The sequence below is a fragment of the Virgibacillus aidingensis genome, from assembly GCF_010994035.1.
GTDB lineage: Bacteria > Bacillota > Bacilli > Bacillales > Amphibacillaceae > Virgibacillus_N.
The window spans coordinates 1-25,386 of the sequence record NZ_WIXN01000035.1; the positions used below are offsets into that span (position 1 = coordinate 1).

22 protein-coding genes are annotated in these 25,386 nt (G+C 35.8%); all 22 read right to left on the reverse strand.

From position 1 onward, the window contains the following. Positions 1 to 24: 24 nt before the first annotated feature. The 22 genes from GHD25_RS19145 to GHD25_RS19250 all read right to left on the reverse strand — a co-directional run bounded on the left by GHD25_RS19145 (position 25) and on the right by GHD25_RS19250 (position 24,848). Entirely contained in the window at positions 25 to 342 is a 318-nt protein-coding gene (locus GHD25_RS19145; RefSeq protein ID WP_164219896.1) for a hypothetical protein, read from the reverse strand. A 117-nt stretch (positions 343 to 459) separates the two neighbouring features. Then, positions 460 to 1,587, reverse strand: a complete 1,128-nt coding sequence (locus GHD25_RS19150; protein WP_164219897.1) for a DegT/DnrJ/EryC1/StrS family aminotransferase — start codon at positions 1,585 to 1,587, stop codon at positions 460 to 462. A 49-nt stretch (positions 1,588 to 1,636) separates the two neighbouring features. Beyond that, entirely contained in the window at positions 1,637 to 2,794 is a 1,158-nt protein-coding gene (locus GHD25_RS19155; RefSeq protein ID WP_164219899.1) for a DegT/DnrJ/EryC1/StrS family aminotransferase, read from the reverse strand. 75 nt (positions 2,795 to 2,869) lie between these two features. Next, positions 2,870 to 3,841: an ATP-grasp domain-containing protein gene (locus tag GHD25_RS19160; RefSeq protein ID WP_164219901.1), complete on the reverse strand. Its 972-nt coding sequence runs from the start codon at positions 3,839 to 3,841 to the stop codon at positions 2,870 to 2,872. Further along, positions 3,842 to 4,801, reverse strand: a complete 960-nt coding sequence (locus GHD25_RS19165; protein WP_164219903.1) for a 1-aminocyclopropane-1-carboxylate deaminase/D-cysteine desulfhydrase — start codon at positions 4,799 to 4,801, stop codon at positions 3,842 to 3,844. Further along, on the reverse strand, positions 4,794 to 5,330 hold the full coding sequence (locus GHD25_RS19170) for a GNAT family N-acetyltransferase (protein ID WP_164219905.1): 537 nt from the start codon (positions 5,328 to 5,330) through the stop codon (positions 4,794 to 4,796). Before GHD25_RS19170 ends, GHD25_RS19165 begins: the two co-directional genes overlap by 8 nt. Next, the gene (locus tag GHD25_RS19175) at positions 5,314 to 5,910 is read right to left on the reverse strand and encodes a sugar transferase (RefSeq protein WP_164219907.1); all 597 of its coding nucleotides are present in this window, start codon (positions 5,908 to 5,910) and stop codon (positions 5,314 to 5,316) included. The genes GHD25_RS19170 and GHD25_RS19175 overlap by 17 nt, the downstream gene beginning before the upstream one ends. Positions 5,911 to 5,935: 25 nt before the next feature. After that, positions 5,936 to 7,159: a glycosyltransferase family 4 protein gene (locus GHD25_RS19180; protein ID WP_164219909.1), complete on the reverse strand. Its 1,224-nt coding sequence runs from the start codon at positions 7,157 to 7,159 to the stop codon at positions 5,936 to 5,938. 10 nt (positions 7,160 to 7,169) lie between these two features. Next, on the reverse strand, positions 7,170 to 7,886 hold the full coding sequence (locus GHD25_RS19185; protein WP_164219911.1) for an N-acetyltransferase: 717 nt from the start codon (positions 7,884 to 7,886) through the stop codon (positions 7,170 to 7,172). A 227-nt stretch (positions 7,887 to 8,113) separates the two neighbouring features. Then, positions 8,114 to 9,217 carry a glycosyltransferase family 4 protein gene (locus GHD25_RS19190; RefSeq protein WP_164219913.1) on the reverse strand — a complete coding sequence of 368 codons (1,104 nt, stop codon included), beginning with the start codon at positions 9,215 to 9,217 and terminating at the stop codon, positions 8,114 to 8,116. A 157-nt stretch (positions 9,218 to 9,374) separates the two neighbouring features. Next, positions 9,375 to 10,646, reverse strand: a complete 1,272-nt coding sequence (locus GHD25_RS19195) for an O-antigen ligase family protein (protein ID WP_164219915.1) — start codon at positions 10,644 to 10,646, stop codon at positions 9,375 to 9,377. A gap of 26 nt (positions 10,647 to 10,672) precedes the next feature. Beyond that, on the reverse strand, positions 10,673 to 11,869 hold the full coding sequence (locus GHD25_RS19200) for a glycosyltransferase (RefSeq protein WP_346426806.1): 1,197 nt from the start codon (positions 11,867 to 11,869) through the stop codon (positions 10,673 to 10,675). Between the two features lie 58 nt (positions 11,870 to 11,927). Further along, positions 11,928 to 13,151, reverse strand: a complete 1,224-nt coding sequence (locus tag GHD25_RS19205; RefSeq protein WP_164219920.1) for an oligosaccharide flippase family protein — start codon at positions 13,149 to 13,151, stop codon at positions 11,928 to 11,930. A gap of 58 nt (positions 13,152 to 13,209) precedes the next feature. After that, positions 13,210 to 14,541: a nucleotide sugar dehydrogenase gene (locus GHD25_RS19210; protein ID WP_164219922.1), complete on the reverse strand. Its 1,332-nt coding sequence runs from the start codon at positions 14,539 to 14,541 to the stop codon at positions 13,210 to 13,212. Beyond that, positions 14,528 to 15,565, reverse strand: a complete 1,038-nt coding sequence (locus GHD25_RS19215; protein WP_164219924.1) for a Gfo/Idh/MocA family protein — start codon at positions 15,563 to 15,565, stop codon at positions 14,528 to 14,530. Before GHD25_RS19215 ends, GHD25_RS19210 begins: the two co-directional genes overlap by 14 nt. A gap of 34 nt (positions 15,566 to 15,599) precedes the next feature. Continuing rightward, a complete protein-coding gene (locus GHD25_RS19220; protein WP_164219926.1) occupies positions 15,600 to 17,429 on the reverse strand; it encodes a polysaccharide biosynthesis protein in 1,830 nt (609 codons plus the stop codon). A 618-nt stretch (positions 17,430 to 18,047) separates the two neighbouring features. Then, positions 18,048 to 18,728 carry a response regulator gene (locus GHD25_RS19225; protein ID WP_164219928.1) on the reverse strand — a complete coding sequence of 227 codons (681 nt, stop codon included), beginning with the start codon at positions 18,726 to 18,728 and terminating at the stop codon, positions 18,048 to 18,050. A 123-nt stretch (positions 18,729 to 18,851) separates the two neighbouring features. Then, positions 18,852 to 19,616, reverse strand: a complete 765-nt coding sequence (locus GHD25_RS19230) for a tyrosine-protein phosphatase (protein ID WP_164219930.1) — start codon at positions 19,614 to 19,616, stop codon at positions 18,852 to 18,854. Between the two features lie 310 nt (positions 19,617 to 19,926). Then, entirely contained in the window at positions 19,927 to 20,628 is a 702-nt protein-coding gene (locus GHD25_RS19235) for a CpsD/CapB family tyrosine-protein kinase (RefSeq protein ID WP_164219931.1), read from the reverse strand. Further along, positions 20,603 to 21,367: a YveK family protein gene (locus tag GHD25_RS19240; RefSeq protein ID WP_164219933.1), complete on the reverse strand. Its 765-nt coding sequence runs from the start codon at positions 21,365 to 21,367 to the stop codon at positions 20,603 to 20,605. The genes GHD25_RS19235 and GHD25_RS19240 overlap by 26 nt, the downstream gene beginning before the upstream one ends. Before the next feature lie 1,729 nt (positions 21,368 to 23,096). Further along, complete coding sequence (locus GHD25_RS19245) at positions 23,097 to 23,768, reverse strand: hypothetical protein (RefSeq protein ID WP_164219936.1); 672 nt, start codon at positions 23,766 to 23,768, stop codon at positions 23,097 to 23,099. 522 nt (positions 23,769 to 24,290) lie between these two features. After that, a complete protein-coding gene (locus tag GHD25_RS19250) occupies positions 24,291 to 24,848 on the reverse strand; it encodes a hypothetical protein (protein ID WP_164219938.1) in 558 nt (185 codons plus the stop codon). Between the last annotated feature and the right edge of the window lie 538 nt (positions 24,849 to 25,386).

The window sequence follows — 25,386 nt, forward strand, 5'->3', positions numbered from 1 at the left end:
ATTAAGTCTAAATAGAGTATACAACTAATCCCACCTGCATAAGTAGGTGGGATTTATTTGACGCTTACCTATTTGCTCATTTAGTATATCTAAATACTTTTCATCCTTGGTTACTCTATACATATCCACTAAAGAGTTAGCAACATAGCTCCAGCCCCAAGCGTATGAATTTGCATTAAAGTCAGGGGACTGAGAGGGGAATTGTTCAATAGACCACGTAGACAGTTGATTATAAAAATCATTATAAATTTCTTCCGTTATTACTGTTTCAGAATCTACCTTTAAGAATAAGTATATGATTAATGTTATCAAAATAGAGGTTAATACTAGTTTTTTTTTCATATAATTAATCCTTTAGTCTAAAAATTAAACCTAATTTCAGATTATAGTATATTGGACTTTAACAAGGTATGTAATTTCACTTACAAACTTGCACTCATTTTTTTGCTTAGATTTTAATTATCCTAAACACTCATTTACTGCTCCGGCTATCTTCTCGACCTCCTCTTCTTTTAGGTAAGGATGCATTGGCAAGGATAGCACAGTATCACATAATTTGTTAGTAACAGCGAAATCAAGCTCATTATAACTCTTATCAGAAAATGCTTCCTGTCTATGCATTGGCTTCACATAATAAATCATCGATGGAATACCTTGTTCTTTTAATTGATTTTGTAGCTTATTCCGTTGTTGTTTACTATTTAATTTTATTGTATATTGAGCGAAACTAGAGTAATAACCATCAGGAATTACAGGTTTGACTACACTACCTTCCAGCTTGCTATTATAAAATTCGAATACCCGATTAACATCATCTAATTCATGTTCTCTAAATGCTCTCAGCTTAATTTTTAAAATCGCAGCTTGTATGGTATCTAGTCGTGAATTTATTCCAATCCTGACATTATCATATTTATTTATACCTTTCCCATGAATTTTTAAGGAGTTTATTAATGCGGCCAGATCATCATCATTTGTGAAAATAGCTCCTCCATCACCAAAACATCCTAAAGGTTTAGCCGGAAAGAAGGATGTTGTAGCAGCATGCCCAAAGCTACATGCCATTTTCCCATCAATATTTCCACCAAATCCTTGTGCTCCATCCTCAAGCACTAACAGATCATATTTTTCAGCTACTTTTTCAATTTCAGGGTAGTTAGCTGGTAATCCAAACAAATCTACGGGAATAACCACTTTTGGGGATAGTTTCCCTTCTTTAATAGTTTTTTTAACCGCTTTTTCTAGCTTTTCAACATCTATATTAAAAGTTGTTTCATCTACATCTACAAATACAGGTGTAGCTCCATTTAAAGAAACAACTTCACCAGTTGCAAAAAAAGTAAAATCAGGTACAAAAACCGCATCTCCTTCTTTTACATTCCAAGCCATTAAGACCAAGGATAATGCGTCTGTACCGTTCCCGCAAGATATACAGTGTTTCACACCTACATAATCAGCTAATTCTGCTTCCAATTCTTTTACTATGGAGCCGCCTATAAAGTTAGCACTGCTCATTACGTCCTGTACTGCTGCGTCTATTTCATTTTTATAAATAGCATATTGTGACTTCAAATCTCTAAATTGCATCTTTAAACCTCCTGCTGCTATCTATTATAATCATCCTTAAGCCTGGGTTTTAGAAAACTGTTTTTTCAAATTCTCTTTTCAAAATATCAATAACCTTATCTTGTTGTTCGTTACTCATATTTGATCCACTAGGTAAGCACAATCCATACTCAAACAAATAATCCGAAACACTATTACCTTCCTCATGGGAATAATATTTCACACCATCAAAAAGTGGCTGCAAATGCATTGGCTTCCAAACTGGACGTGCCTCAATGTTTTTTTCGCTCAATTGGCTAATAATTTCATGATGAGAAATACCAGTTATTTCAGGATCAACAGTTAAAGCGGTTAACCAACGATTTGGCTTGGTATTTTCTAGTTCTGGTTGAAATTCGATGCCTTCTACATCACCAAATGCTTCATAATACCGTTCGAAAATAGCTCGTCTCTGCTGTACTCGCTCATCCAAAATTTCCAGCTGTCCACGGCCAATTCCTGCAACAATATTGCTCATCCGGTAATTATAACCAAGCTCACTATGCTGGTAATGAACGGCAGGGTCACGGGCTTGAGTGGCCAGGAACCTGGCTTTTTCCAAGGCTTCCTTATCATTAGAAACAAGCGCACCTCCGCCCGAAGTCGTAATGATCTTATTTCCATTAAAAGAGAACACCCCATATGTACCAAATGTACCGCTTTTTCTTCCTTTATATGTACTTCCCAATGATTCTGCAGCATCCTCGATAACCGGCACACCGTACGCATCACAAATATCTACTAATTCATCAATTCTTGCACTCTGGCCATATAAATTTACTACAATTACTGCTTTTGGCAATTTTCCATTCCCTTTTGCATCCCTGAGTGCCCTTTCTAGAGCCTTAGGTGACATATTCCAAGTATCCATCTCGGAATCAATAAATACAGGTGTAGCTTCTTGGTACAAAATCGGATTAGCACTGGCTACAAAGGTCAAAGATGAACAAAAAACGATATCACCAGATTTCACATTCAATAACCTTAATGCCAAATGAATAGCCGCAGTGCCGGATACAACTACTGCAGCATCTTTAATGGTATTATACTCAGCCAGTTCACGTTCAAACCCATCTACATTATTTCCTAAAGGAGCAATCCAATTTAAATCAAATGCTTTTTGAATGTATTTTTGTTCGTTTCCGCTCATGTGCGGGGATGAGAGAAAGATTCGGTTGTTTACAGCCATATAAAATTCATGCCTTCTTTCAAGCTTTTTGTTAAACAAAAATTAGTATTATTAAATAACTTATTTATTTGTAGATTATTTTTCTTTTCTTAAAACCACATCATCATACTTCATCATAACAATATTTTCTTCATATTGATAACTTGTATATGCTTCATTAATTTTTCCCTCAAGATTATGAACGATATACTCCATAAAATCACAACCCATTTCCTGAGAATGGGGATATCCTCCACCAAAACGAGGGTTGATCTCAGAAATATAATATTTTCCGTTATGCTCAAAACAGTCAATATCTATAGGACCAGCAAAATCTGCTTTTAACATAAAACTCTTAATTAATCCCTCTATTTCTTTATTATGTATAGAAATAGACTTATCTGTTTCACCAGATCTCATTTTAAGTTTCTCTTTAATAAATATATCTACCATTTCACCGCTAATCATATCTATATAAACATCTATTCCATACTCTCTATCTTTTAAGTATGGCTGTATTATTAAATTATCATCTTTCGAGAATGTGTATTCCAAATCTGTTAAATTGTTAACTATGTTTATACCAATACTTGCACTTCCCTTTCCTGGCTTCACAACTAATGGAAAATCCATTTTTTGTTTATCTAAAAGTAATAATACTGATTCCAATTCACTATAAGTAGGGACTGCGGGTATATTTATTGCATTTAGGTAGTTATATGTTTCTTGTTTATCGAAACAATATTGAACCATCTTAAAAGGGGATAGAACTAATGATACACCAATTTCATCAAAAAGTTCTTTGTTTTTTGCAAGAGTTTCTAGCTCTGGATCAATTAATGAAATAACCCCTTGAATATTGTGTTTTTTACATATTCTTATAACTTCATTTAAATAGTCTTGACTGTCAATCCTTGGGATAAGCTCTTTCTTATCCCCAAAATAAAGGGCAGGCGCTTTTGAATCACAGTCTGCTGTAACAACAATTCCACCTTTTTTGTTCAACGATTCCTTTAAATATTGAACTATTTTAACTCTTCTTCCAGCACTGCAAAGTAAAATATTCATTCATTCTAACTTCCTTTCAAACGCTTCTGCATGAGTGAAAATTAACGGAATTCCACCTGTATGTATAAATAGAATATTTTTATTCCTGATATTTTCTTTATTAATTGTTGTCAACATCCCATGAAATGCCTTACCTGTATAAACCGGATCTAAAATTATCGCTGATTTCTTAGCTACGTATTTAATTGTGTCAGTGATTTCAGAATATATATCCGCATAGCCTTGTCCTACATATGAATCATCAAACCAGATATCTTTTTTACTTATCTTCATTTCAATATTTTGAAATTCACAGTATTCTTTTAAACTCTCGTAAATAACATCTGTTCCTCTTATTTTGTTTCTTGCTACACTTATGCCCATAATATTAGTATGAGATGAATTTTCCATTACACCTACTTCTAATCCTGCTTGTGTTGTTCCTGTCCCGGAAGCAAGGAAAATATAGTCATATTTTATGTTCTTATTAATTTCCTGTTTTATAATTTCTTCATAAGCAACTCTATAAGCATGTGTTCCTAAATTACCGTGACCTCCACCCTGTATAAAGTACGGATTGTATCCTCTCTGTTCTAAGTCAGATAATGTACTATCAATTGTATGCGGCACTTTGTCTATGTCTGTCCACACAATTTCTGCATCATATAAAGAATAAAGAAAGTAATTTCCATTTTTATTTATGTCCTCTGCTTTTGAAAGTATTAATACAATTTTCAATCTATATTTACTTGCTGCAGCAGCCGTAATCCTATTATGATTAGATTGATGCCCTCCATAAGTAACAATACAATCATGATTATTATTCAATGCGTCAGCCATAAAGTATTCTAACTTTCTAGCTTTATTACCACCCAGTGAAAAATCTGTTAAATCGTCTCTTTTTATATAAATATTATTAGAGTCATAATGATCAAAGAAATTAATAGGTGTAGGGAGATTAGTAAATTGCAACCTATCCATAAAAAAAATCCTCTCGATAAATGGCATAATAATATCTATCTACTTTTCGACCCATATAAATCAAATCTTCTTTTAGTAATCCTTCCTGCTGAAAACCTATCTTTTCAAATAGTTTTTGTGCCGGTAAATTATCTACCTCTGTGTAAAGATAAATTTTATTCAAGTTATGCTTTAGAAAAGTATGTTTTAAAAATTCTTTGGTAGCTACTTTAGCTAGTCCTCTTCCCTGGTATTTTTTTTCACCATTTACAATATAGAATTCGGCTTTTCTATTTTTATTATCGATACCTAATAGTCCAATTAACCCTATTGGTACAGGACCATTTTCTGTAATAAATTCATAGATATAATCTTCTCTTGAATTATTAGACATTATTTTATTAAACCAGTTCAAAGTTCTATCTGGGCACAACGGCAAATCATAATGTAAGAATTCATTTATTTCTTCATCGTTGATCCATTTTACTTTTAAATCTATATCATCTTTTTTAAACAGTCTTAAATTGATAGAGCTATTTTCCGCTTTCACGATAGATATTCTCCTTTCGAATTACTGATAAAATTGTTTTTATTACAATCTTAATATCTAAAAGTAAAGAAATATTTTTTACGTATTTCACATCGTATTCAATTCGTTCATCCCAGGAGAGTGTATTTCTTCCATATGCTTGTGCCATACCTGTAACCCCAGGTTTAACAGTAAATCGTAATCGCTGAGTGTCGGTATAGTCTTCATATTTATAGGGGTGGTAAGGTACGGGTGGACGCGGTCCTACAAAACTCATTTCTCCCTTTAATATGTTTATAATTTGCGGTAATTCGTCCAAACTTGTTTTCCTTAGCAGACGTCCTATTTTGGTGATTCTTGGATCTTCATCACTTGTAAATACCCCTGTGCCAACTTTTTCAGCATCTTGAATCATTGTACGGAATTTATAGATTTTAAATACTCGTCCGTATTGTCCAAGCCGATTTTGTTTAAAAAGGATTTTTCCTTTGGAATCAATTTTTATTAAAACAGATATAATAATCCCTAATATTAATAAAGGAATAATTACTAAAAGTAAAGTGAGTAAATCTAACATTCTTTTTATATAACTTCTGTACATTTTTTCTTCCCACCTATAAAAGTATTTAGGTAAGTGTTTTAATTAACTTCTTTGCCAAACTTCCCCAATGGTGATTATCTACTACATACTTAAAGGCATCATTTGTTAGTTTTTTATATAAGTTACTATTATTTTTAATCTCTAAGATAACTTCAGCCATTTCTTTTGGTGAATTTACTTTTATAACGCTTGAATTTTCTTTTACCAACTCATTTATATAACTTGTTTTTATAACAATTGGAAGTTTCCCTGCGACATAGTCGTACAGTTTATTCAAACTATATCCCCATTTATATAATGAAGAATCTTTCATAGCAATCAAGCCACAATCACAATTTTTCAATAGTAATGGAATACTCGTCTTTGGTATTGCATCCAAGAAAGTAACATTTTGTAATTCTTCTTTTTTTGCATACTCTATTAACTGACTTTTTTCATCTCCTTCACCTACAAACAAATAATGAATACTGGTATTACTGTTTAAATGCTTTGCACTTTCTAAAAGATCATACATGTTATTTGCAATACCGTGGGAACCAATGTATACACAAATAAACTTGTTACTATTTTTCAATTCATTTAACTTAGATTCTATTCTGACGGGAAGAGCTTGACCAAACTCTTTATATCGCTCTATATCTACTCCATTTGGTATATAAAGCACCTTATCTACAGAAAATCCCTTGCTTGAAATATATTTAAACGCATAATCAAATAAGGTGATAATCCTATCTGATTTCTTATAGAGAAAAAATTCTAACTTATATAGTAATTTTATAATAAAATTATTCTCATTGAATTTACCTAGGTCAACCAATGTTTGCGGCCATAGATCTCTCTCTTCAAAGTAAAATAGAGAGTTTTTTACTTTACTTAATTGATAGCCTGTGTAGGCTGCAATAGGATGTACGGATGAGCCAATAATTAAATCAGGCATTTCCTTAACATTTCTTCCTATGAGAAAAGCTCTATATGAAAACGTGAGCATATTAAGTATTCTGCCAAAACCATTTTTTTTGTAACTAAAAGATTTTATCCATATAAATTTAATTCCATTAATGGTTTCAATTAGATGTATATTCCCAAAGTTATAAGATCTAGTTTCAGCTTTTGTTTGATGACTAAATGAAGACGCTATAATTGTTACTTCATGCCCTTCTCTAGTTAAGTACTTAGCTAAATCATAATGTCGGCTTCCACCACGAGTTTCTGGGCCTTTTGCATAATGATTAACAATCCAAATTTTCATAGATATCTCCTTATTTATTTTGATTTCTTAATAACTGTTCTTTTGGAACGCTACGCATTTTTTTTGCTGGAGAGCCCACAACAATTTCTTCTTTTAATATATCCTTTGTTACTACACTTGCAGCAGCCACAGCAGCGTCTTCTTCAATAATCCTTCCAGGTAATATAGTAGAATTTGCTCCAATTCTCCCTCCTGTTTTGACAGTAACACCCTTAAAGTTTTTAAATCTTTCTTTACTTCTACCCATAAAATTATCATTAGTCGTTACGGCACAAGGTGCTATAAATACATAATCTTCCAGGTCGGAATACGCAGTAATATAGCAATTAGTTTCAAGTTTACAATTTTCCCCTACTCTACAATCATTTTCAACTGCTACTCCTCGTCCAATTATGGTGTTTTCACCTATTTTTACACGCTCACGAACAGTTGTAAGGTCGGCAATAAAGACATTATCAGCTATCTCACACTCTGCATAAATAATAGCTGAAGTCCCAATGGTTACTTCAGAACCTATTTTTGCCGCTGCCAATCCTTTTGTATCTGGTAATATAGAATTCCGTGCTCTAATCGGTTGTTTTCCTATAACTGCATTATCCTGTATTGCTACATTATTACCTACAGTTGTTCCTTCATAGATAATGACATTGTGACCAACTTTAACATTTTCTCCAAATGTTACATTGTCTTCTATGACTGTGTTCTCACCGATTTGTGGCCTTCCCATATTAATTACCCTCCATCCTCTTTATAACCCAACTTCTACAAAGTACTTTTATGTCATTAGAATTTTGTAGTTAAAAAATGTAAGTCTTCACTGTCTAATAAACATTGAATCAAAAATTGTTTGAATAGGAGCCTCTACTAAATTCACTTACATATCAGCTTCTCCACATAAAAACCTGTATATTATCTTGCAATCCCATTCATACGAAAAGTGGGAAAAGTATTATTTTATAAAGAAAGTCCTTTATATAAACTGATTAACTTTTCACTTTCTGATTCCCAATTATATTTAGCTCTTACTGCTTCCCGACCATTTTCACCCATTTCTGTTGCTTTTTCAGGGTTTTTTAGTACCCATTGGATTGCTTGAGTAATTTCATCAACATTTAATGGATCTACACATATACCACAATTATTTCCTTCAACTATATTTTTCCATAAAGGAAAATTTGAAGCTATTACTGGTAATCCTGTTGCCATATATTCAAACATCTTTATAGGCAAGGAATCAATAAAATTGGGCTTTGGCTGTAGTATTACCAATCCAGCCATTGACGTTTCTAAAATTTCCTTTATTTTACCCCTATCAATAAAACCCAGAAAGTCAACCTTTTCCCATGAATTTAACTCATCTAATTTTATTTTCTCATTGTTGTCTGCAAAGTTACCTGCTAATTTTAAGGTGGCATCTAATTCAGAAATGGCTTTAATCATATTTACACTTCCGCGTGCTTCAGAAATACCTCCAATATAAGTAAACGCTTTTTTCTTAATAACACTTTTACTATCTTGCCTATATAATAACTCCTTCATTATAGGGTAATTATTAATATTAACCACCTTGCTATTATGCTTAATAAATCTATTCATTATATAAGGTGTTGCTGTAACAAGAGCATCCATTTTCTTTACGGATTTATTCTCATATTTTTCAAATACAAATGATATTATTTTTCTCAAAGGTTTTGGAATCCAATACTTTGAAACTATTTGCCTGGGCACATCCTCATGAATATCATAGATAACCTTTTTACCTTTCTTTTTTAATTTAATTCCAATATAAATTAATTCAGGGTCATGAAAATGATATATGTCAGCATCTATCTCTAATGCTTTTAAATATACATCCTTTGTAAAGTTCAAGGCTCTCCTTACTCTTCCTTTATAGGTGTTATTTACACCATAAACATGTATACCATTAAATACTTTATCTTCTGTATTTGGAGCTATTAGGGAAACTTGATAATTTTCATTAACTAGTGAACTGCATTCTTTTAATGTTATACGAGTATCATTATATTTGTGGACGGAAGTTAAATGGCAAATTTTCATATTATACCTCACAATCGTGTATTTTATATGTACCTGTATCTGCTGGTATAACTAGCAAGGATTCTTACTCTTATTCCTGATAGCAATCATTCTCATAAATGTATTAAAATTAATTCCGGAAATGATTATACAGTTAAAGACCGTGGAAAGTTTAAAATTAGATTGAAATAGTAATAGCTTTTTTTGAATCTACAGTCAGAGCGAATATAATTAATACCAAAGGAAATAATTTTAAAGAATGAAAAACTGCTGCAGGTATCATAAACACCATTACAGCCGTAAGAACTGCAATAGTTAATTTCTTGTAATTACTTTTAGCTTTAAGAATCGGTACAAAAAAAATAAAAATAAGATAAAGAGTGCCAATTAATCCGTATGATCTCAAAAGTAATAGCCACTCATTATCTGCTGCAAACTCAAAATCAGCCCGCCTTAGCGGTCCAACACCAAAAATAGGATTATCCTCAATTATATCTATATTTTCATCCCAGTTACTAAGCCTGGCTTGCCAACTAGTACTAGCCTCTAGATTATTTAATTCAGCAAAACGCCACCAAATTTCATTAGAGAAATTAGTAAAATTTAAAGTTATTGTAGCTATTATTATTAAAATCAAACTAATAGGCAGTATTCTTTTTATAAAATTTACGTTAATAGAGGTATTTCTTAATGCCATACCTATAATTAATATTAAGACGCCAATAACCATTGCTAAGAACGCACTGCGTGATAATGTAAAAAACAATCCAGAAATTTGCATTATTAGGATCAAAGTGTATTTAAGTCTGTGTGTTTTAGAATTATACAACATGTAAATTGATAGAATTACTGTTATTACAAATAAAAATCCTAACTCATTAGGATTGCCATACATACCCACAACACGGGCATTTGCATCACCTGCTAGTAATGTTTCATCTTGTGTAGGAGCAATTAAATGAATATATTGTTCATTTAGATTAAATAGATTAAAATATTGCTGAATAACAATAATGAATAATATTATTGATGTATTTAGAATCGTATTTATAATCCTATTTTTCTCTGCTTGACTATCTTTACTTAACTTTATTAAAGTTATAGCCATTGTATAGATAGTTAGGTATTTAAGGATTCTAATAAATTGATTAAAATCTGCTAATGAAGTGTTGTAATTATTCAGTGACCCTATTAGCATGGATAAAGAAATTATTATTAAAAATGCTATTAAAAATACTTGAAAATAATTAATTCCTATAATTATTTTTTTCTTCACGCACAAATTGACTACCAAATACAACATGAAAATTACTATTAATATCTCTTCCACCCTTATATTTGGTATACCAGGAATCATCCCAATATTAGGAGTTATAATTAAGGATATAAGCACCGTATGAAATAATACTCTTATCGTTTTTATAAATTTCTTTGGTATAGTTGTATTCATTATTTATGATCACCATTATAACTTTCTTATAGCTTTTTATTTACTTCCTCGTAAAGATTTTTATTTTTAACCGCTATTTTTTCCCAAGTAAAATTATTTTCGACTAATTCCTTTGCATTATTCCCCAGATGCTTTATAACCCTCTCATTATTAACACAAAAGTCGATCAAATACGACAAATGGTCAATGTTTTTTTCTTCGACTAGAAACCCATTAACCATATGTTTCACAATACCATCTACACCATGATTTTGAGAGCCTATTACAGGCTTACCGTGAGACATTGCTTCTAGGTAAACTAAACCAAAGGTCTCTTGCCAACTAGGTAAGGAAAACAAATCACAAATAAACATATACTCCATTACTTTGTTTTTTTCCTGAAATCCTTTAAATTCTACGATATTATTGAGACCAAGTTTTTCTACAAGTTTTTTTAATTCACTTTCTTGAGGTCCTTTACCAATTACAATGTACTTAATATTGTCCCTTATTTGGGCAGGTAGTTTACTAATTGCAATTAAATTCATGTTAATACCTTTTGATTGTATTAATTTGGATACACTCAATATTATGAACTTATTACGATACTTTTCTTCAAGTGCAGTCTTACCACTATAGGTGTGGTTTAAGTATATCCCTCTGCCAATAAAATTTGAATCTATTCTCAGTCTATCTTTTAGTTTCTGCTTTATTATAATTGAAGGCGTAGTAACCGCATCAGACTCTTTTAGAACCTTTTTCATATTAATTAAACTTTGTTTGTTTCTATATATCAAATGATCGATGTCTGTTCCATTAACGGTTGTAATCAATGGAACATTATATTTTCTTGAAATCTCAAGTCCAAGTGATCCATTAGTAAGGGCTGTTTGAGCGTGAACATGTGTAAAGTTAAACTCTGAATAAACTTCATCAATTAGCCCTTTGAATTTATTGAAATTGTATAAACCTGCTTTATGTGGCAAATATTTGGCTACCAACGGATTAGTTTTAGGGTGATAAACTGTAATCCCTTCTAAATCTCTTTTACTTTCAATTTTTTGTATGTTAGTCCATTTCTTTTTCAACTTCGAAACACCTTTTGGAATATTCAATATTGGTGAAATTATCCTTACATCACATCCTAGATTTTTTAATTCCAAAGCCTGTCGATGTACCACCATCCCATAAAAGGGGTCGGTGGGAAGTGGATATAAATGAGAAATAAAAAGTATTTTATGCATATATTGACCTCTTTTTTATAGTAGATAAAATTACCCTTTGTTAACCTGGGGAAAATTTCTAATCCACATTACCTATACTAACTTTATAAGATATAATTATGTTTAATATATAGTAAACGCACAAAATAATAGAATAAGTAATAAAAAAACTTATTATATCTAGTTTAAAAAAAGCTGAGGCAATTACTGTAACTAGAACAATTAAAAGTAGTCCACATTGCCATAATAGATCAATTTGTTGTTTTTCAAAAACGGTTAAAGTGAGATTTAAAGGTGCAGCTATGAATCTTAAAAAAAACAACGGAACCAGAATTTTTGCATATACTCCAGCCATTAACCAATTGTCGCCAAAAATAAATACTATTATGTCTTCCACGGTAAAAAATAATATAATGAATGGTATTAAGCTAATAGTAAGTAACTTTTTAAGTGTTGATATATAAATTATTTTGGCAGTCCCGTATTTTTGTTTTTCTATTACAGCTTTTTGTATAAAAATTTGTCCTATTGATTGTCCAACTAAATTAGTTGGTAGCCCAAGTGTCCGTTGTACTAACGAAAAATGACCTAAAGTGGCAGCAGAATACAGCATTGGTATAAAAAGACTTGTAATATTTCTTGCTGATGTATTTGCCAACGTCGCACCCATTGAAAATTTCGGGAACTTAATGTAAGTTTTTGCTAATACTAACATTCTCTTTATATTAATATTTGATAGTGTTATTGAATTCTTTAAAAAGCTCTTTGCCAACCTTCCGTTCGAAAATAGATGAGAAAAAATTTGTCCTAGTATAAGTCCATGATGACCAAACTTCAATAAGCCTAATAGAATTTGTGATATTGCTAGTGAAACAGATTTGAGTACACTGACCTGGGCAATTATATTATATTTTTTTATTCTTGTATTATAGAACTTAAATGCATTAAAAATACCTATCATAAATACCACTAAAGGAACAAAATATAGCCACAAGTTTATTTCACTGTTACCAAGAAATTTAATAATATTATTTTGAAACATCAAGATAACTAAAAATAAAAAACTACTCAATGTAAAAGAAATTAATATTGATAATGCTACCAAATTAATAGCATCCTCTTCTTTTTCAGGTAATACTATAGACAGTTCGTACCTAGCATTCGATATAGAACCTAAAATAGCTGTTATAGCTGTAAATAATGCTAAAACACCAAATTCATCAGGTGTATAAATTCTAGTAAGTATTGGTGATATAGCAATAGGGATTGCTTGGGCAATTGTTGTTCCTGTAGTAAGTTTCATAACATTACGATTAAAATCATTTGATAATATTCTTCTTATCATCTTAGGCCATTCCAATTTATAACTTATAATAATTTTTATTTAAATTAGTTGATCTAACAGTATTTCTAGTGTCAAATATAACTTTTGAATTCACTATTATCTCTTCGTAATCAAAATTACTATGATCTGTAGCAATCAAAACCAAATCGGCATTTCTCAACATTTCTAAAGTAACCTTTTCCATAGGTGTCTCCATGTTATTTCTATATCTGTATTCTTTTATATGAGGATCAACTACAGTCCAGTTTGCTCCCGCTACTTCCAATTTTTCTAAGATCGGCAATACCGGCGATTCACGGTAGTCGTCAATATCTTTCTTATATGCTACCCCTAGTACTAATATTTTTGATCCATTAAGTGCTTTACCTTCTTTATTCAAAATTTCCATTATACGTGATAATACGTATTGTGGCATTTCATTATTAATCTCACCTGCAGTTTCAATTAACTTCGTATGGTAGTTATACTCACGGGCTTTCCATGTTAAATACCATGGATCAATCGGTATACAATGCCCTCCTAACCCAGGTCCTGGATAAAACGGCATGAACCCATAAGGCTTCGTCGCTGCTGCATCAATTACTTCCCACACATCAATACCCATTTTATTACATAAGATAGCCATTTCATTAGCTAATCCAATATTAATATTGCGAAAAGTATTTTCCAGAATTTTTTCCATTTCAGCTACAGATGGACTTGATACCTCATGTACATCACTTTCTAAGACATTAGAATACAAGGAAGCGGCAACTCTTGTACAATTTTCTGTAACACCACCTACCACTTTAGGAGTGTTTTTAGTCTTGAATTGCTTATTTCCTGGATCCACCCGTTCCGGAGAGTATGCAAGGAAAAAATCTTCTCCGCATTTCATTCCACGCTCCTCTAAAATTGGCTTTAATAATTCTTCCGTAGTTCCCGGATATGTAGTACTCTCAAGAACAACGAGCATTCCTTCATGTAGATATGAAGATATTTCAGCTGCGGAACTTTCTACATAGGATGTATTTGGTTGTTTATAAATATCAAGTGGTGTTGGAACACAGATTGCAACTGTATCGACTTCTTTAATAAGCGAGTAATCAGTTGTAGCTCTTATATTTTTATTTACCACTAACTCTTTTAACTCCTCGTCAACTACGTCACCAATATAATTGATTCCTTGGTTAACCTCATCAACTTTGGATTTTTGAATATCAAAACCTATCACATTATATCCAGCTTTCGCTTTTTCAACTGCTAGTGGCAAACCTACATAGCCTAAACCTACCACTCCAATTACAGCAGTTTTATTGTTTAGTTTTTCAATTAGTTTTTCAGCGACTTTTTTCTCAGTTTTTAACATATTCTTTCTCCTTTGCTAATTGGATCAGTTGATTATTTTTGGCAGACTTATAAAAAGATAGTACTAATTCTAATGATTTCCTTCCTTCTTCACCAGACACAGCTGGTTCTCTATCTTCATCAACAGCTTTTACCATGTCATCTATAATACATTGGTGACCTGGTATTCCAAACGGGTCATTTTCAACTTTTTCTTTTAAATCGGTAATGTTTTTCTCTGGCATTCCTTCAATTTCTAAATGTTCAAAGTAAATGGCATTTTTTCCACCAATTTTTACAATGCCTTTTTCACCAAATAGAGTAATTGACTCTTCATAGTTTTGACCGTAAGCTGTGGTCGATGCCTCTACCATCCCTAAAGCTCCAGATTTAAATCTAACAACTCCAGCAGAAACATCTTCCGCTTCAATCTTCCGAAGACGTGTAGCTTCCATACTAAAAACCTGTTCTGGCTCTCCCATAAACCATAACAATAAGTCCAGGTTATGTATTGCTTGATTCATTAAAGCCCCACCATCAAATTCCTTGGTCCCTCTCCATAATGCCTGATCATAATATTTTTGATTCCGGTTCCAGTTTACAATAGCATTTGCATGGCTTATCTTTCCTAATAAATTCTGATCGAAAATTTTACGAAGTTCCCTAACCACCGGACGAAAACGATTAGGATGCACTACAGATAGCTTTACATCATTTATTTTACATGCATTTATAATTTTATCGGTATCTTCCAAAGTCATAGCAATAGGTTTTTCCAGTATAATATGTTTTTTGGCATATGCTGCTTTAATACTTAATGGAGCATGCAAACCAGTAGGAGTGCATATACAGACTATGTCTATATCATTTCTTTTCAGCATTTCATTGAAGTTTTCATAAGGAGTTGCTCCATATTCTATCACATATGGTTCCATAGCTGATGGCACTTTATCACTCACAGCAACTAATTTGGCGTTCTTCACTTTATCAATCGCATTAGCATGCCTTTTTGCTATAAATCCGCATCCTACTATTGCAAAATTCATATTCTACCCTCTTTCTACCACAGTTATTTTATATTTATGATCCTTTCACCGACAACACAGTCCGCTCCATATAAACAATCTTCATCAATTCATCCTTCAGCTTGTCTGCGTTGTAAGTATCGAAAACCTCCATCAGCCTGTCCAGCATCGATTCATCCACTTCCACCGTCCGGCCGACATATATTTTTTCATAAACTTCTCCGGGCAACACCTCTTCGTCACCGAGAAGCTCTTCATACATCTTCTCACCCGGCCGCTTTCCGGTAAATTCTATCGGAATTTCTTCCTCTGAAAAACCGGATAGTTTAATAAGGTTGCGAGCCAGATCTACAATTTTTACCGGTTCTCCCATATCCAGTACAAATATCTCTCCGCCCCTGGCCATGGTTCCTGCCTGAATGACCAGCCTGGATGCCTCCGGGATCGTCATGAAATAACGAGTCATTTCAGGATCAGTGACAGTTACCGGACCGCCATTTTCGATTTGTTTCCTAAACAATGGGATAACGCTGCCCCGGCTTCCAAGTACATTTCCAAACCGGACAGCAACAAACTTCGTCCTGCTTCGCTGAGCCAGGGACTGTACAACCATTTCTGCTACACGTTTCGTTGCTCCCATTACATTTGTCGGGTTCACTGCTTTATCCGTGGACACGAGCACAAACTTGCCAATGCCAAATGTATCAGCAGCTTCGGCGACATTTTTCGTGCCGATCACATTATTCTTCACCGCTTCATGAGGGTTGTGCTCCATTAACGGCACATGCTTGTGGGCTGCCGCATGATAAATAATCTCCGGCTGATGCTCTTCCACGATATCAAATATGCGGTTCCTGTCCTGCACGTCACCAATGACTGGCACGATTTCCGTCCCTTTATCGGTAAATTTTTGCCTGAGCTCCATATCAATCGAATAAATACTGAACTCCCCGTGGCCGACAAGAATGATTTTTCCCGGCGTAAACCGCATCAGCTGCCGGCATATTTCCGAGCCAATCGATCCGCCTGCTCCGGTTACCATGACAGTATGGCCGCTGACATATCCGGATATTGCATTGATGTCCAATTTCACGGGGTTCCGTCCAAGCAGGTCCTCCACTTCGACATTTTTCAAGTGGCTGACAGATACCTTTCCTGTCATGAGATCCTCAATCTTTGGAATCATCTGTACCTGCACATCCGTTTTATTGCATTCCGTAACAACCCGTTTTAGCGCCCCATTATGTAAAGAAGGAATAGCAATCACAATATGCTCGATGTTAAATTCTTCAACCACTTCCGGTATGTCATCCACTTTTCCCGCAACCGGAAGATCATAAATCTGCATGCGCTGCTTTGTCATGTCATCGTCAACAAAGGCAACAGGCAACAGTTCAAATTGCTGACCGTCATTTTTCAGCTGCCTGACAATCATCGCTCCCGCAGATCCCGCTCCAACGATGAGTGTCCGTTTTTGATTCCGTGCCGTTGTAATATACCGATCACGGAAGAGACGCCAGATAAACCGGGAACCTCCGATAAAGATGATATGCAGCATCCAGGTGACAACCAATGCCCTCCGGTAAATTGTAAAGTCATTTACGAGAAACTGAACAATGGCTGTTGCAAAAATGGAAAATGTCACTGCCTGAAAAATAGTGAGCAATTCCCCGATGCTCGCATAGGCCCATACTTTGTTGTACAGCTTGTAAATAAATGCAAATAAATGATGGAAAAACAGAAGTGCAATCGCGCTGATGATCAGTACCCCGAGGTGTTCACCGGAATAAACCGGGAAAACAATCCAGGAAGCAATAAAGATTGCAGTACTGACAATGATGGAATCCAGCAAAATCAAGAGGGTTAATCTCATTTTGTAGGTCATTCGCTTGGCTCCTTTCCTTCATGATGTCTGTATGGAAATGGGATGATTTTTTGTTACTGGCATTGCACTTGTATATTTCTTAATCAAAGGGACTAAGGCTGTTCATCAGTCATGTTATTTGTCATTCTGGTTAACAATTGGATGACTATATCCCTTCGATTCCCTCCGATTTTCCTGCAAACATGACAGAGATGAGCGATTACTGGTCCCTTTGTTATTAACAGTATTCGAGCTTTCTCTCTGTTTTTTGTCCTTAATCCCAAATGATAGTAAATTTTTACCATTTTTTTAGTTGGTTTGAGGGCATGTTTCAACATATCTTTCACAAGGACAATACTTAGGAAGCCCTTTTCTTTTATAAGCTGTTTCACTGCCGTTTTATATGTAAGGGGTTCGGAACATTAAATTTCTGGGCTTCCTCTTCATATTGTCTTCGCTCCTAAGTATCAACGATATTTTTATGATATAAATACCCGCTCATGTTGCAGTAAAATGAAAGTCATAATTTCCTATATTCGACATAATCTGACAAAAAGCAGCATAATCAGACGTCTCCAGGTGGCAGCGGTGATAAATGTCACTACCTGGAAGAAGCACTCAACTAACCATACCCGTTTTTCATTTGATTAAACCTTTAAGAAAATCAATTACTTTTTTTCGATGATGAATATCAACTTTACTGTACAAGTCGCTGATATAATTTTTTACCGTCCCTTCGCTTAAGGACAATTTCTCTGAAATATATCTGTTCGTTGCACCGTCCATAAGTAAATCTGCAATTTCCAATTCACGATTCGTAAGGTAGATACGCCTGTTCTGCAGTCTGTCATTCAGGATATCTTTATTATCGTATTGGATGTCTCGGAATCTTTTTGCAAGAAGCTTTGCCGCTTCACCCGAAATCACTACTTCATTGTAGTTGACATCATATATCGCCTTAATGAGCTGGTTCCGATCCAGCTCCCTTGACAGAAACCCGTCTGCTCCGGCATTCAACCCATATACGATCGTCTCTTCTTCTGCCGATCCAGTTAGCAAAATCACCTTCACTTTCGGATATTTTGTTTTCACTTGAAAAGTTGTTTCAACCCCTGCAGATTGCGACATATGCATATCCATTAAAATAACATCCGGCTTCAGCTCATTAACCAAATCAAGAATCCCCTCGCCATCAGAAGCAAGTCCGACAACCTCGATCTCTTCCTCTTGTGATAAAATAGCCTGCAGTCCTTCAATAAAAAGTCGCTGGTCATCCACCAGCAGCACACTGACCATAAAAAATCCCCTCTTTCTTTTCATTGCGGATTTCACGCTCCACCGCGTTTTAATTTCAATGTATACATAAAGTGGTATACAAATTAATGTATACCACTTGTTTCATCATTCTTGAAATGTACGTGCTTTTTCCGAGTCAAGTGTAATTTAAAACAAACCGAAAAACTTCTTCTTCTTAATTCTGGATGGTTCCAATCTGTTTACGTTTAAATCATCCAAAAGCAAATGATTGTTTTCCATGAACATATAAAATAAATCATTGCCAAACTGCTTATTTACCTCCTGGTAAGCCTCGTTCATCCAAAAGGAACGAGTGGACGTATTATGTGCATCAGAGGCAATAAAGTGTGTTAAAGCGTTGTCAATAAGCTGATGTGTGAATTTCTCTATATTTTTTCCAAACTTGCCGATAACGCTGCCGGCAGTTACTTGAGTCAGCGCCCCATTTTTGACGAACTCATACAGCTTTGCGGGGTTTTCAATCAGTTCCCGGTTCCGTTCCGGGTGGACAATAATCGGCGTGTACCCTGCCACTTGCAGGTCATAAATCATCTGCTTGGCATAGTGAGGCACATGCCCGGATGAAAATTCCACAAAAACATACTTTGTATCGTTTAATGGCATTAATTCCCGGTTTTCCAAATCCAGGACCATGTCGCCGTTAATACGGGTTTCCTGCCCGGGAACCACTTTCAGCGGAATATCTTCTTTCCCCAGCAGATTATTGAGTATTTCTGTATATTGTATAATCGATGTCCGATTATTTTCATACCGCCCGTTTTTATGATGCGGTGTAGCAATGATGGTATGAATCCCCTGCTCAGCTGCGGCTTTTGCCATGGCAATACTGTCTGCTTCGGTTTGCGCCCCATCGTCAATCCCCGGCAAAATATGACAGTGTATATCAATCATCGTTTTCACATCCTCCATACATAGTGACAATTTATAGAATCATCAAACATTCATATACGCAGTGTAGCAAGATCACCTAATATTCAGGATACATCATAAGGTATACGCTTTTGTGTAATAGGTGGTGCCATTGTATATCTCTTTAGGTAAATAGTCTTGCAGGAAATTTTATCAGATTCTATTACTTTTTGTAACCTATTTTATTTGGATAGTAATTATTGGTTAAAAAAATTGCCCCATGAAGAGTGAAAATGCCTGCTGCATCGTGGATGAGTCTTCATGCGACAACTTTCTTGTTTTTGTGGAATGGCTAGTTATTGCCGTAGTAATAATAGTAGTTTGCTTGTTTTTTCTCACGGTCATTAAGCACGGTGCCGAGGAGTTTCGCCTGGGCCGGTTCCAATGCTTCTTTTGCCTTTATGGCTGCCTCATACTCCGTCATCTTACTTCGAATCACAAGCAGGGAGCCATCTACAATATTTGCCATGATTTGCGCATCGGTTACAGCAAGCACCGGCGGGGTATCAAAAATGACAATATCATAGGTTAATAATGCCTCACTTAAAAACTGCTTCATTTTTTGGGAAGCGAGAAGTTCAGATGGATTGGGCGGGATCGGCCCGCAGGAAATGACATCCAGATTGTCTACATCCGTCTCATTTGCTGTTTCTTCCAACGTTTTTTCCCCAACAAGAATATTGCTCAGGCCGCGTAAATTATCCAGGCGGAAGGTATAGTGTACAGTTGGTTTTCTCAAGTCTGCATCCACAAGCAGTACCTTTTTTCCCTGCTGCGCGTATACAACTGACAAATTTGCCGTTGTTATTGATTTCCCTTCTCCCGGTCCCGAGGAGGTAACAATCATCGATCTCAAATCCTCATCAATCGCGGCAAATTGCAAATTTGTACGAATCGTGCGGTATTGCTCCGTAATCGGCGACTTCGGATTTAATTTGGCAATAACATGTCTCATTTTATTCGTTTGTCTAGATTGTTTTCTTTTTCGAGCCATCATAACCACCTCGATTCGCTTGTTTAGATTTAAATGTAAACTGCCCTGTATGGACATCTTTATCTTCCATATGCGACACGACGCCGAGCACTGGCAGCCCAAGCTTTTTTTCAATATCCTCTTCGGATGTAATCGTGTTATCCAAGTATTCAAGCAGGAAGGCCAGTCCAACCCCGACCATGCCGCCAAGGACGATGGCAATGGCGATGTTCAGGAGCGGATTTGGCGCTACGGGCGATGGGTTTGCCGATAATTCCGCCTGGGAAAGAATGGTAACATTGTCCACACTCAGGATTTCCGGAATGTTTTCCTGGAATACGGAAACTGTCGTATTTGCCAGCTGGACTGCCATTCCCGGCCTTTCATCCGTGGCGGTAACCGTAACCACCTGGGAATCCTGCGCATTGCCCACTTGAATTTTCTCTGCAAGTGTGCCGGATGAATACGGGAGTTCCAATTCCTCTACCACTTCATCCAAAATAGCAGGACTGGTAATAATGACATTATACGTATTAATGATTTCAGTATTGCTCCAGGCTTCATTCACATTATATTGCGTATTCTGATCCTGCTGTCCCTGATTTACAATAAACTGAGAACTTGCCTCATATATAGGTGTCAGAAAAAAATAACTGACCACAGCAGCGATCAAAGCCGCACCCAAAATAAATGCCAAAATAAGCAACAAACGTTTTTTTATAATTTCAAAAATCTCTTTCAAAGAAATCGTCTCTTCCATACACTCAACCCTCTCTCTCGTGTTAGTGGGACGGGGGGACAGGTTCCTTGTCCCAGTTTTCGATGGGACAGAGGGACAATTCTTTACGATGGGACGAGCATTTAGCACAGTCCCAGGTTCTTTGTCCCATTTTCCGATGCGTCGGCGAACAGCTCGCTCTTCATCTACAGTGAAGAGACATAGTTCGCGCCCCGGTGACATGTCATTCCACATTTTCAGGCCAGTATCTTACTGCCTTTAGCAGCACTCCTGCCCTATAGACAAAAAATTCGAAACAGCATTCATTTTTCCGTCGGTGGGACAGAGGGACAATTCTTTACGATGGGGCGAGCATTTAGCGCAGTCCCAGGTTCCCTGTCCCATTTTGCGGTATAGCGGAGTAACAGTCTCTTCTCACTTGCGATGAAGAGACATAGTTCGCGGTCCCGAGGACATGCTATTTCACTTTTTCAAGTCAGCATTTTATTGAATCTTTTAATCTTTTTCCTGTCTTTAACATTTATAGTTAACGATTATAACACATTTAAAAATAATTAAATATGAATTCTCTGTACAATCTCAGGGAAAAAATGGTATTTCAGAAAGATAATATTGTAATGTAAGCTTCCAGAAAACACGGTGAAACAATTAATTCCTCTGCTGAAGCAACTATGTCAGAATCCAACATTTTTCTTAAAGTTTTCATTTTCATCCAGTGGTTCCATCTTTGTTATAACACAGTTTTCTTGCCTTTTTTCCCCTCCTTTTTGATGGTCGATACATCTCTTCCATATTTAGTAAGCATTCATTTTTTAAAGATACCTGTCTTTTATGTATTCCGGACGCCCGCTCAACAAGCATCATTCTTTTTATTGCACGGCTTATGTAGACATACCTATACTAAATTGATTGCTTACTAATCCTTATACTCTTCCCGTTCACAAGGGCTTTATAACCTCTAAATAGTCTAATTCCCAAAAAATATATAGTGAATGAACTCCTGCGTACATGGCACATTTTTTCTAGTTTCCCAGTGGGTGTTCGGATTACCCTATTATCAGCAGACAGCGACTGCTGAAATCTACTATAATTTATCTATCGGAATATATATCCGCTATATTAAATTCAATATGTAATTTTTTTAAGGAAAAAATTGGTCAGCTTATTGTTTGGAGGCCTTATTTATTGTAAGCGTCAAATGGGTTTATAAATCGCGCTTAACTGCTGCTTGAAATCACTCATGATATGCAAATCCTCGCTCATCTTTACTGTAATGCGGTCCCAATTTATCTTCCTTTGTCATCTGCGAAATGAATAAATCATGCTGCAGTTTAATAATCTTGAGCATACATGGAGTCCATGTGTTAAGCGAAAATTGATCCGGGGACAAGTGATTCCAACATCAGCATTCGCTTGCAATAGCGACGTTTCCCGGGAATTAAGCGGGTATGTGCTATCCTGTGGAGGCACGGGGACTACATTGGAACGAGCATTTAGCGCAGCCCTGGTTCCTTTTCCCAGTTGGTATTTATTCTTTTTAAAGTAGGGTTTAACACTGGAAACATGAGCAGAATCGTTGAACTGTGGAGATGGAAGAGTATTCTGAAGGTAAATGCGTGCAGTGCAGTAAAGAAAAAAGCAAGGAGCCGATGCACGCAGCTCGTATTACGAACTACATGATCAGCCCTTGGTTTATGAAATCATATATGAATTAATTCAGACGTCTGGATAACTTCTCCTCCAATAATGGTTAATTTCTAGCCTCTTCATCCAAAATTGTCCATCTAACTTCACCATGAGTTCCGGCAGTTACCGCACCTGGGCTTGACCGGAAATAATATTCTTCTGCGGTTCTTGTGTCTGCAATAAACTGAGCTTCTCTTTCCTCTCCCGGTGCAATCTCCCCTTCAAAATACGCAATACTGTCAAAAGATGCTGCAGCGTTTGTATAATCTGTGCCTTCGAGATCGGTTACCAACCCAAGATTGATCATAAGGTCTTCAGCAATGATGGGCTCTTCCCCAATATTTTTAAAAGTCATCTCCAAAAGGATGAGTTCATCTAATAAAGCTTCTTCCCCATCCAGCTCCGTACCAACAATTTCAGCAGAATGAACCGTTAACTCGTAGGTCCCTATCGATGTTTCAACCAGTCCTGTATCCCCAAGACGCAAATCTGTCTGAGGATCTTCGGTTACCTCAATAGCTCCATCATTCGAATCAGCGGAATCTTCACTGCTGGCATCCTCGTCAGCTTCTCCATCCACATCTTCTGTACCTGCATCCTCCATTGCCTCTTCATCACCGGTTTCTTCTTGTTGTGCTTTGCTATCTTCTGCTTCTTCCTCATTATTTCCACAAGCAGCTAAGACTGCCATCATCAGCAATCCAGCTAACATTAACAATAGTAATTTTCTCATCAATGCACCATACCTTCTTCCCTGCTTTAACTTTTGCCAATTTGTTTAACTCTTTTACAGGGTATCATAAGTCGCTATTTTTCGGTTAAATAATGCTAGATTAGTAATACTTTTTACAACCATTTAAGATTCTCTTTATCAACGGAAGCCACCCCGTACTGCCCCCAATCTTTCTGCCAGAAGGGGTCCTTTTTTAAGTTAGAATCAATTTTTGAATAAGAAATTTCAAGTGCAGGCTCAGTCTGCAAAACGACATTTCCCGGGAAATATCTGCAAATTAATTGTGAAGTGTGAGGAGGTTCTTTCTGAAGCTGCGGCGGCCTCATATATCAATTTCGTTTTATTTTGTTCAAGCCGATATGTGTCGACTGACACACAGGCACCGTGAAATGATTTCAAATTCAACATGAGGATATCCCATATATCAAGATGCCTTCCGATTATCTTCTGTGTTGCCAGACTTCATTAAATTTTACGTATTTAGTGTTCCTGCTCCTCTGTTATGGCGCTCTATTACATAACAGATTACTCTATAAATATTTCAATTGCTTCCTCATTCTCTTTAACTAATTCATCCAGCAGGTTATCGGCATTTTTATTATATTTCCGCATTTCTTCTACACTGTCATCCTTTGGTTCTCCCAGCATTTCTTCCAGGTAAGTGACAATATAAGCATTTTGTTCATTTATTTTTTCAGTATACATTTGATGATATTCTTCAGGATTCAATCCAAGTTTGTCAGCTTGGGATTCAGCAAACTCGCGGATCGATTTTTCTGTTTCGTTTTCTGTGCTTTTAGGAGGAAGGCTCATTAATTGGGCCTGCTGTGCTTCTGCCATCATATTACCAGCAGGATCCAGGTTCATATTTTTCACTTCTTGCTTTGCCAGCTCAACCATTATAGCCCATTCCATGGATTCTATTACAGCATCATCAGCATAAAGAAACCGTAATTCCCCTATCGTAATTTCCTTTCCATTAACCAAAGCCGCCACTTCATCGTCATCATAATCTAACGGACTCGTGCACCCTGCCAAAAGCAGAAAGATGATAAAAACGGGGACCTGGAAAATTCTTACCATGAAAAACACCTCCCTTTTTTTACTTTAATCAGAAGCATAGAATTAACGAAATGTGCGTCCTGTTTTGTATAATAATAGAGGCATATAATCTATAAGTTCGCTGGGCACCTGTCAACGTTCGGGCTTGGAGCTGCCATTGTACGGAAAGTGCCTCTTGGCGGCGTACCTGAGAAAGTTCTCGGAGTGGTCATTGGAATCAAAGTGGCTCTTGACGTACCTGAGAAGCACCCTCGGGGCGGTCATTGACTCTAAAGTGGCTCTTGACATACCCGAGAAGAACTCTCGGGGTGGTCATTGACTCTAAAGCGGCTCTTGACGTACCCGAGAAGAACTCTCGGGGTGGTCATTGACTTCAAAGTGCTTCTTGACGTACCTGAGAAGCACTTTCAGGGTGGTCATTGACTCTAAAGCGGCTCTTGACGTACCCGAGAAGAACTAAGCTATTGGGGGCATGTCATATGACACCATTTAGTCAAGTCTATAATTCTGTGTAAAAGTATATTTTCGACCAACAGAAGTATTTTTTAAAATTATAGTT

Excerpts from the sequence above, each read along its gene's own strand:
- GHD25_RS19180 (WP_164219909.1), bottom strand. The coding sequence starts at position 7,159 with ATGAAAATTTGGATTGTTAATCATTATGCAAAAGGCCCAGAAACTCGT.
- GHD25_RS19155 (WP_164219899.1), bottom strand. The coding sequence starts at position 2,794 with ATGGCTGTAAACAACCGAATCTTTCTCTCATCCCCGCACATGAGCGGA.
- GHD25_RS19185 (WP_164219911.1), bottom strand. The coding sequence starts at position 7,886 with ATGGGAAGGCCACAAATCGGTGAGAACACAGTCATAGAAGACAATGTA.
- GHD25_RS19205 (WP_164219920.1), bottom strand. The coding sequence starts at position 13,151 with ATGAAACTTACTACAGGAACAACAATTGCCCAAGCAATCCCTATTGCT.
- GHD25_RS19220 (WP_164219926.1), bottom strand. The coding sequence starts at position 17,429 with ATGACCTACAAAATGAGATTAACCCTCTTGATTTTGCTGGATTCCATC.
- GHD25_RS19230 (WP_164219930.1), bottom strand. The coding sequence starts at position 19,616 with ATGATTGATATACACTGTCATATTTTGCCGGGGATTGACGATGGGGCG.
- GHD25_RS19250 (WP_164219938.1), bottom strand. The coding sequence starts at position 24,848 with ATGGTAAGAATTTTCCAGGTCCCCGTTTTTATCATCTTTCTGCTTTTG.
- GHD25_RS19195 (WP_164219915.1), bottom strand. The coding sequence starts at position 10,646 with ATGAATACAACTATACCAAAGAAATTTATAAAAACGATAAGAGTATTA.
- GHD25_RS19240 (WP_164219933.1), bottom strand. The coding sequence starts at position 21,367 with ATGGAAGAGACGATTTCTTTGAAAGAGATTTTTGAAATTATAAAAAAA.
- GHD25_RS19215 (WP_164219924.1), bottom strand. The coding sequence starts at position 15,565 with ATGAATTTTGCAATAGTAGGATGCGGATTTATAGCAAAAAGGCATGCT.
- GHD25_RS19210 (WP_164219922.1), bottom strand. The coding sequence starts at position 14,541 with ATGTTAAAAACTGAGAAAAAAGTCGCTGAAAAACTAATTGAAAAACTA.
- GHD25_RS19200 (WP_346426806.1), bottom strand. The coding sequence starts at position 11,869 with ATGCATAAAATACTTTTTATTTCTCATTTATATCCACTTCCCACCGAC.
- GHD25_RS19175 (WP_164219907.1), bottom strand. The coding sequence starts at position 5,910 with ATGTACAGAAGTTATATAAAAAGAATGTTAGATTTACTCACTTTACTT.
- GHD25_RS19190 (WP_164219913.1), bottom strand. The coding sequence starts at position 9,217 with ATGAAAATTTGCCATTTAACTTCCGTCCACAAATATAATGATACTCGT.
- GHD25_RS19150 (WP_164219897.1), bottom strand. The coding sequence starts at position 1,587 with ATGCAATTTAGAGATTTGAAGTCACAATATGCTATTTATAAAAATGAA.
- GHD25_RS19145 (WP_164219896.1), bottom strand. The coding sequence starts at position 342 with ATGAAAAAAAAACTAGTATTAACCTCTATTTTGATAACATTAATCATA.
- GHD25_RS19225 (WP_164219928.1), bottom strand. The coding sequence starts at position 18,728 with ATGAAAAGAAAGAGGGGATTTTTTATGGTCAGTGTGCTGCTGGTGGAT.
- GHD25_RS19160 (WP_164219901.1), bottom strand. The coding sequence starts at position 3,841 with ATGAATATTTTACTTTGCAGTGCTGGAAGAAGAGTTAAAATAGTTCAA.
- GHD25_RS19165 (WP_164219903.1), bottom strand. The coding sequence starts at position 4,801 with ATGGATAGGTTGCAATTTACTAATCTCCCTACACCTATTAATTTCTTT.
- GHD25_RS19235 (WP_164219931.1), bottom strand. The coding sequence starts at position 20,628 with ATGGCTCGAAAAAGAAAACAATCTAGACAAACGAATAAAATGAGACAT.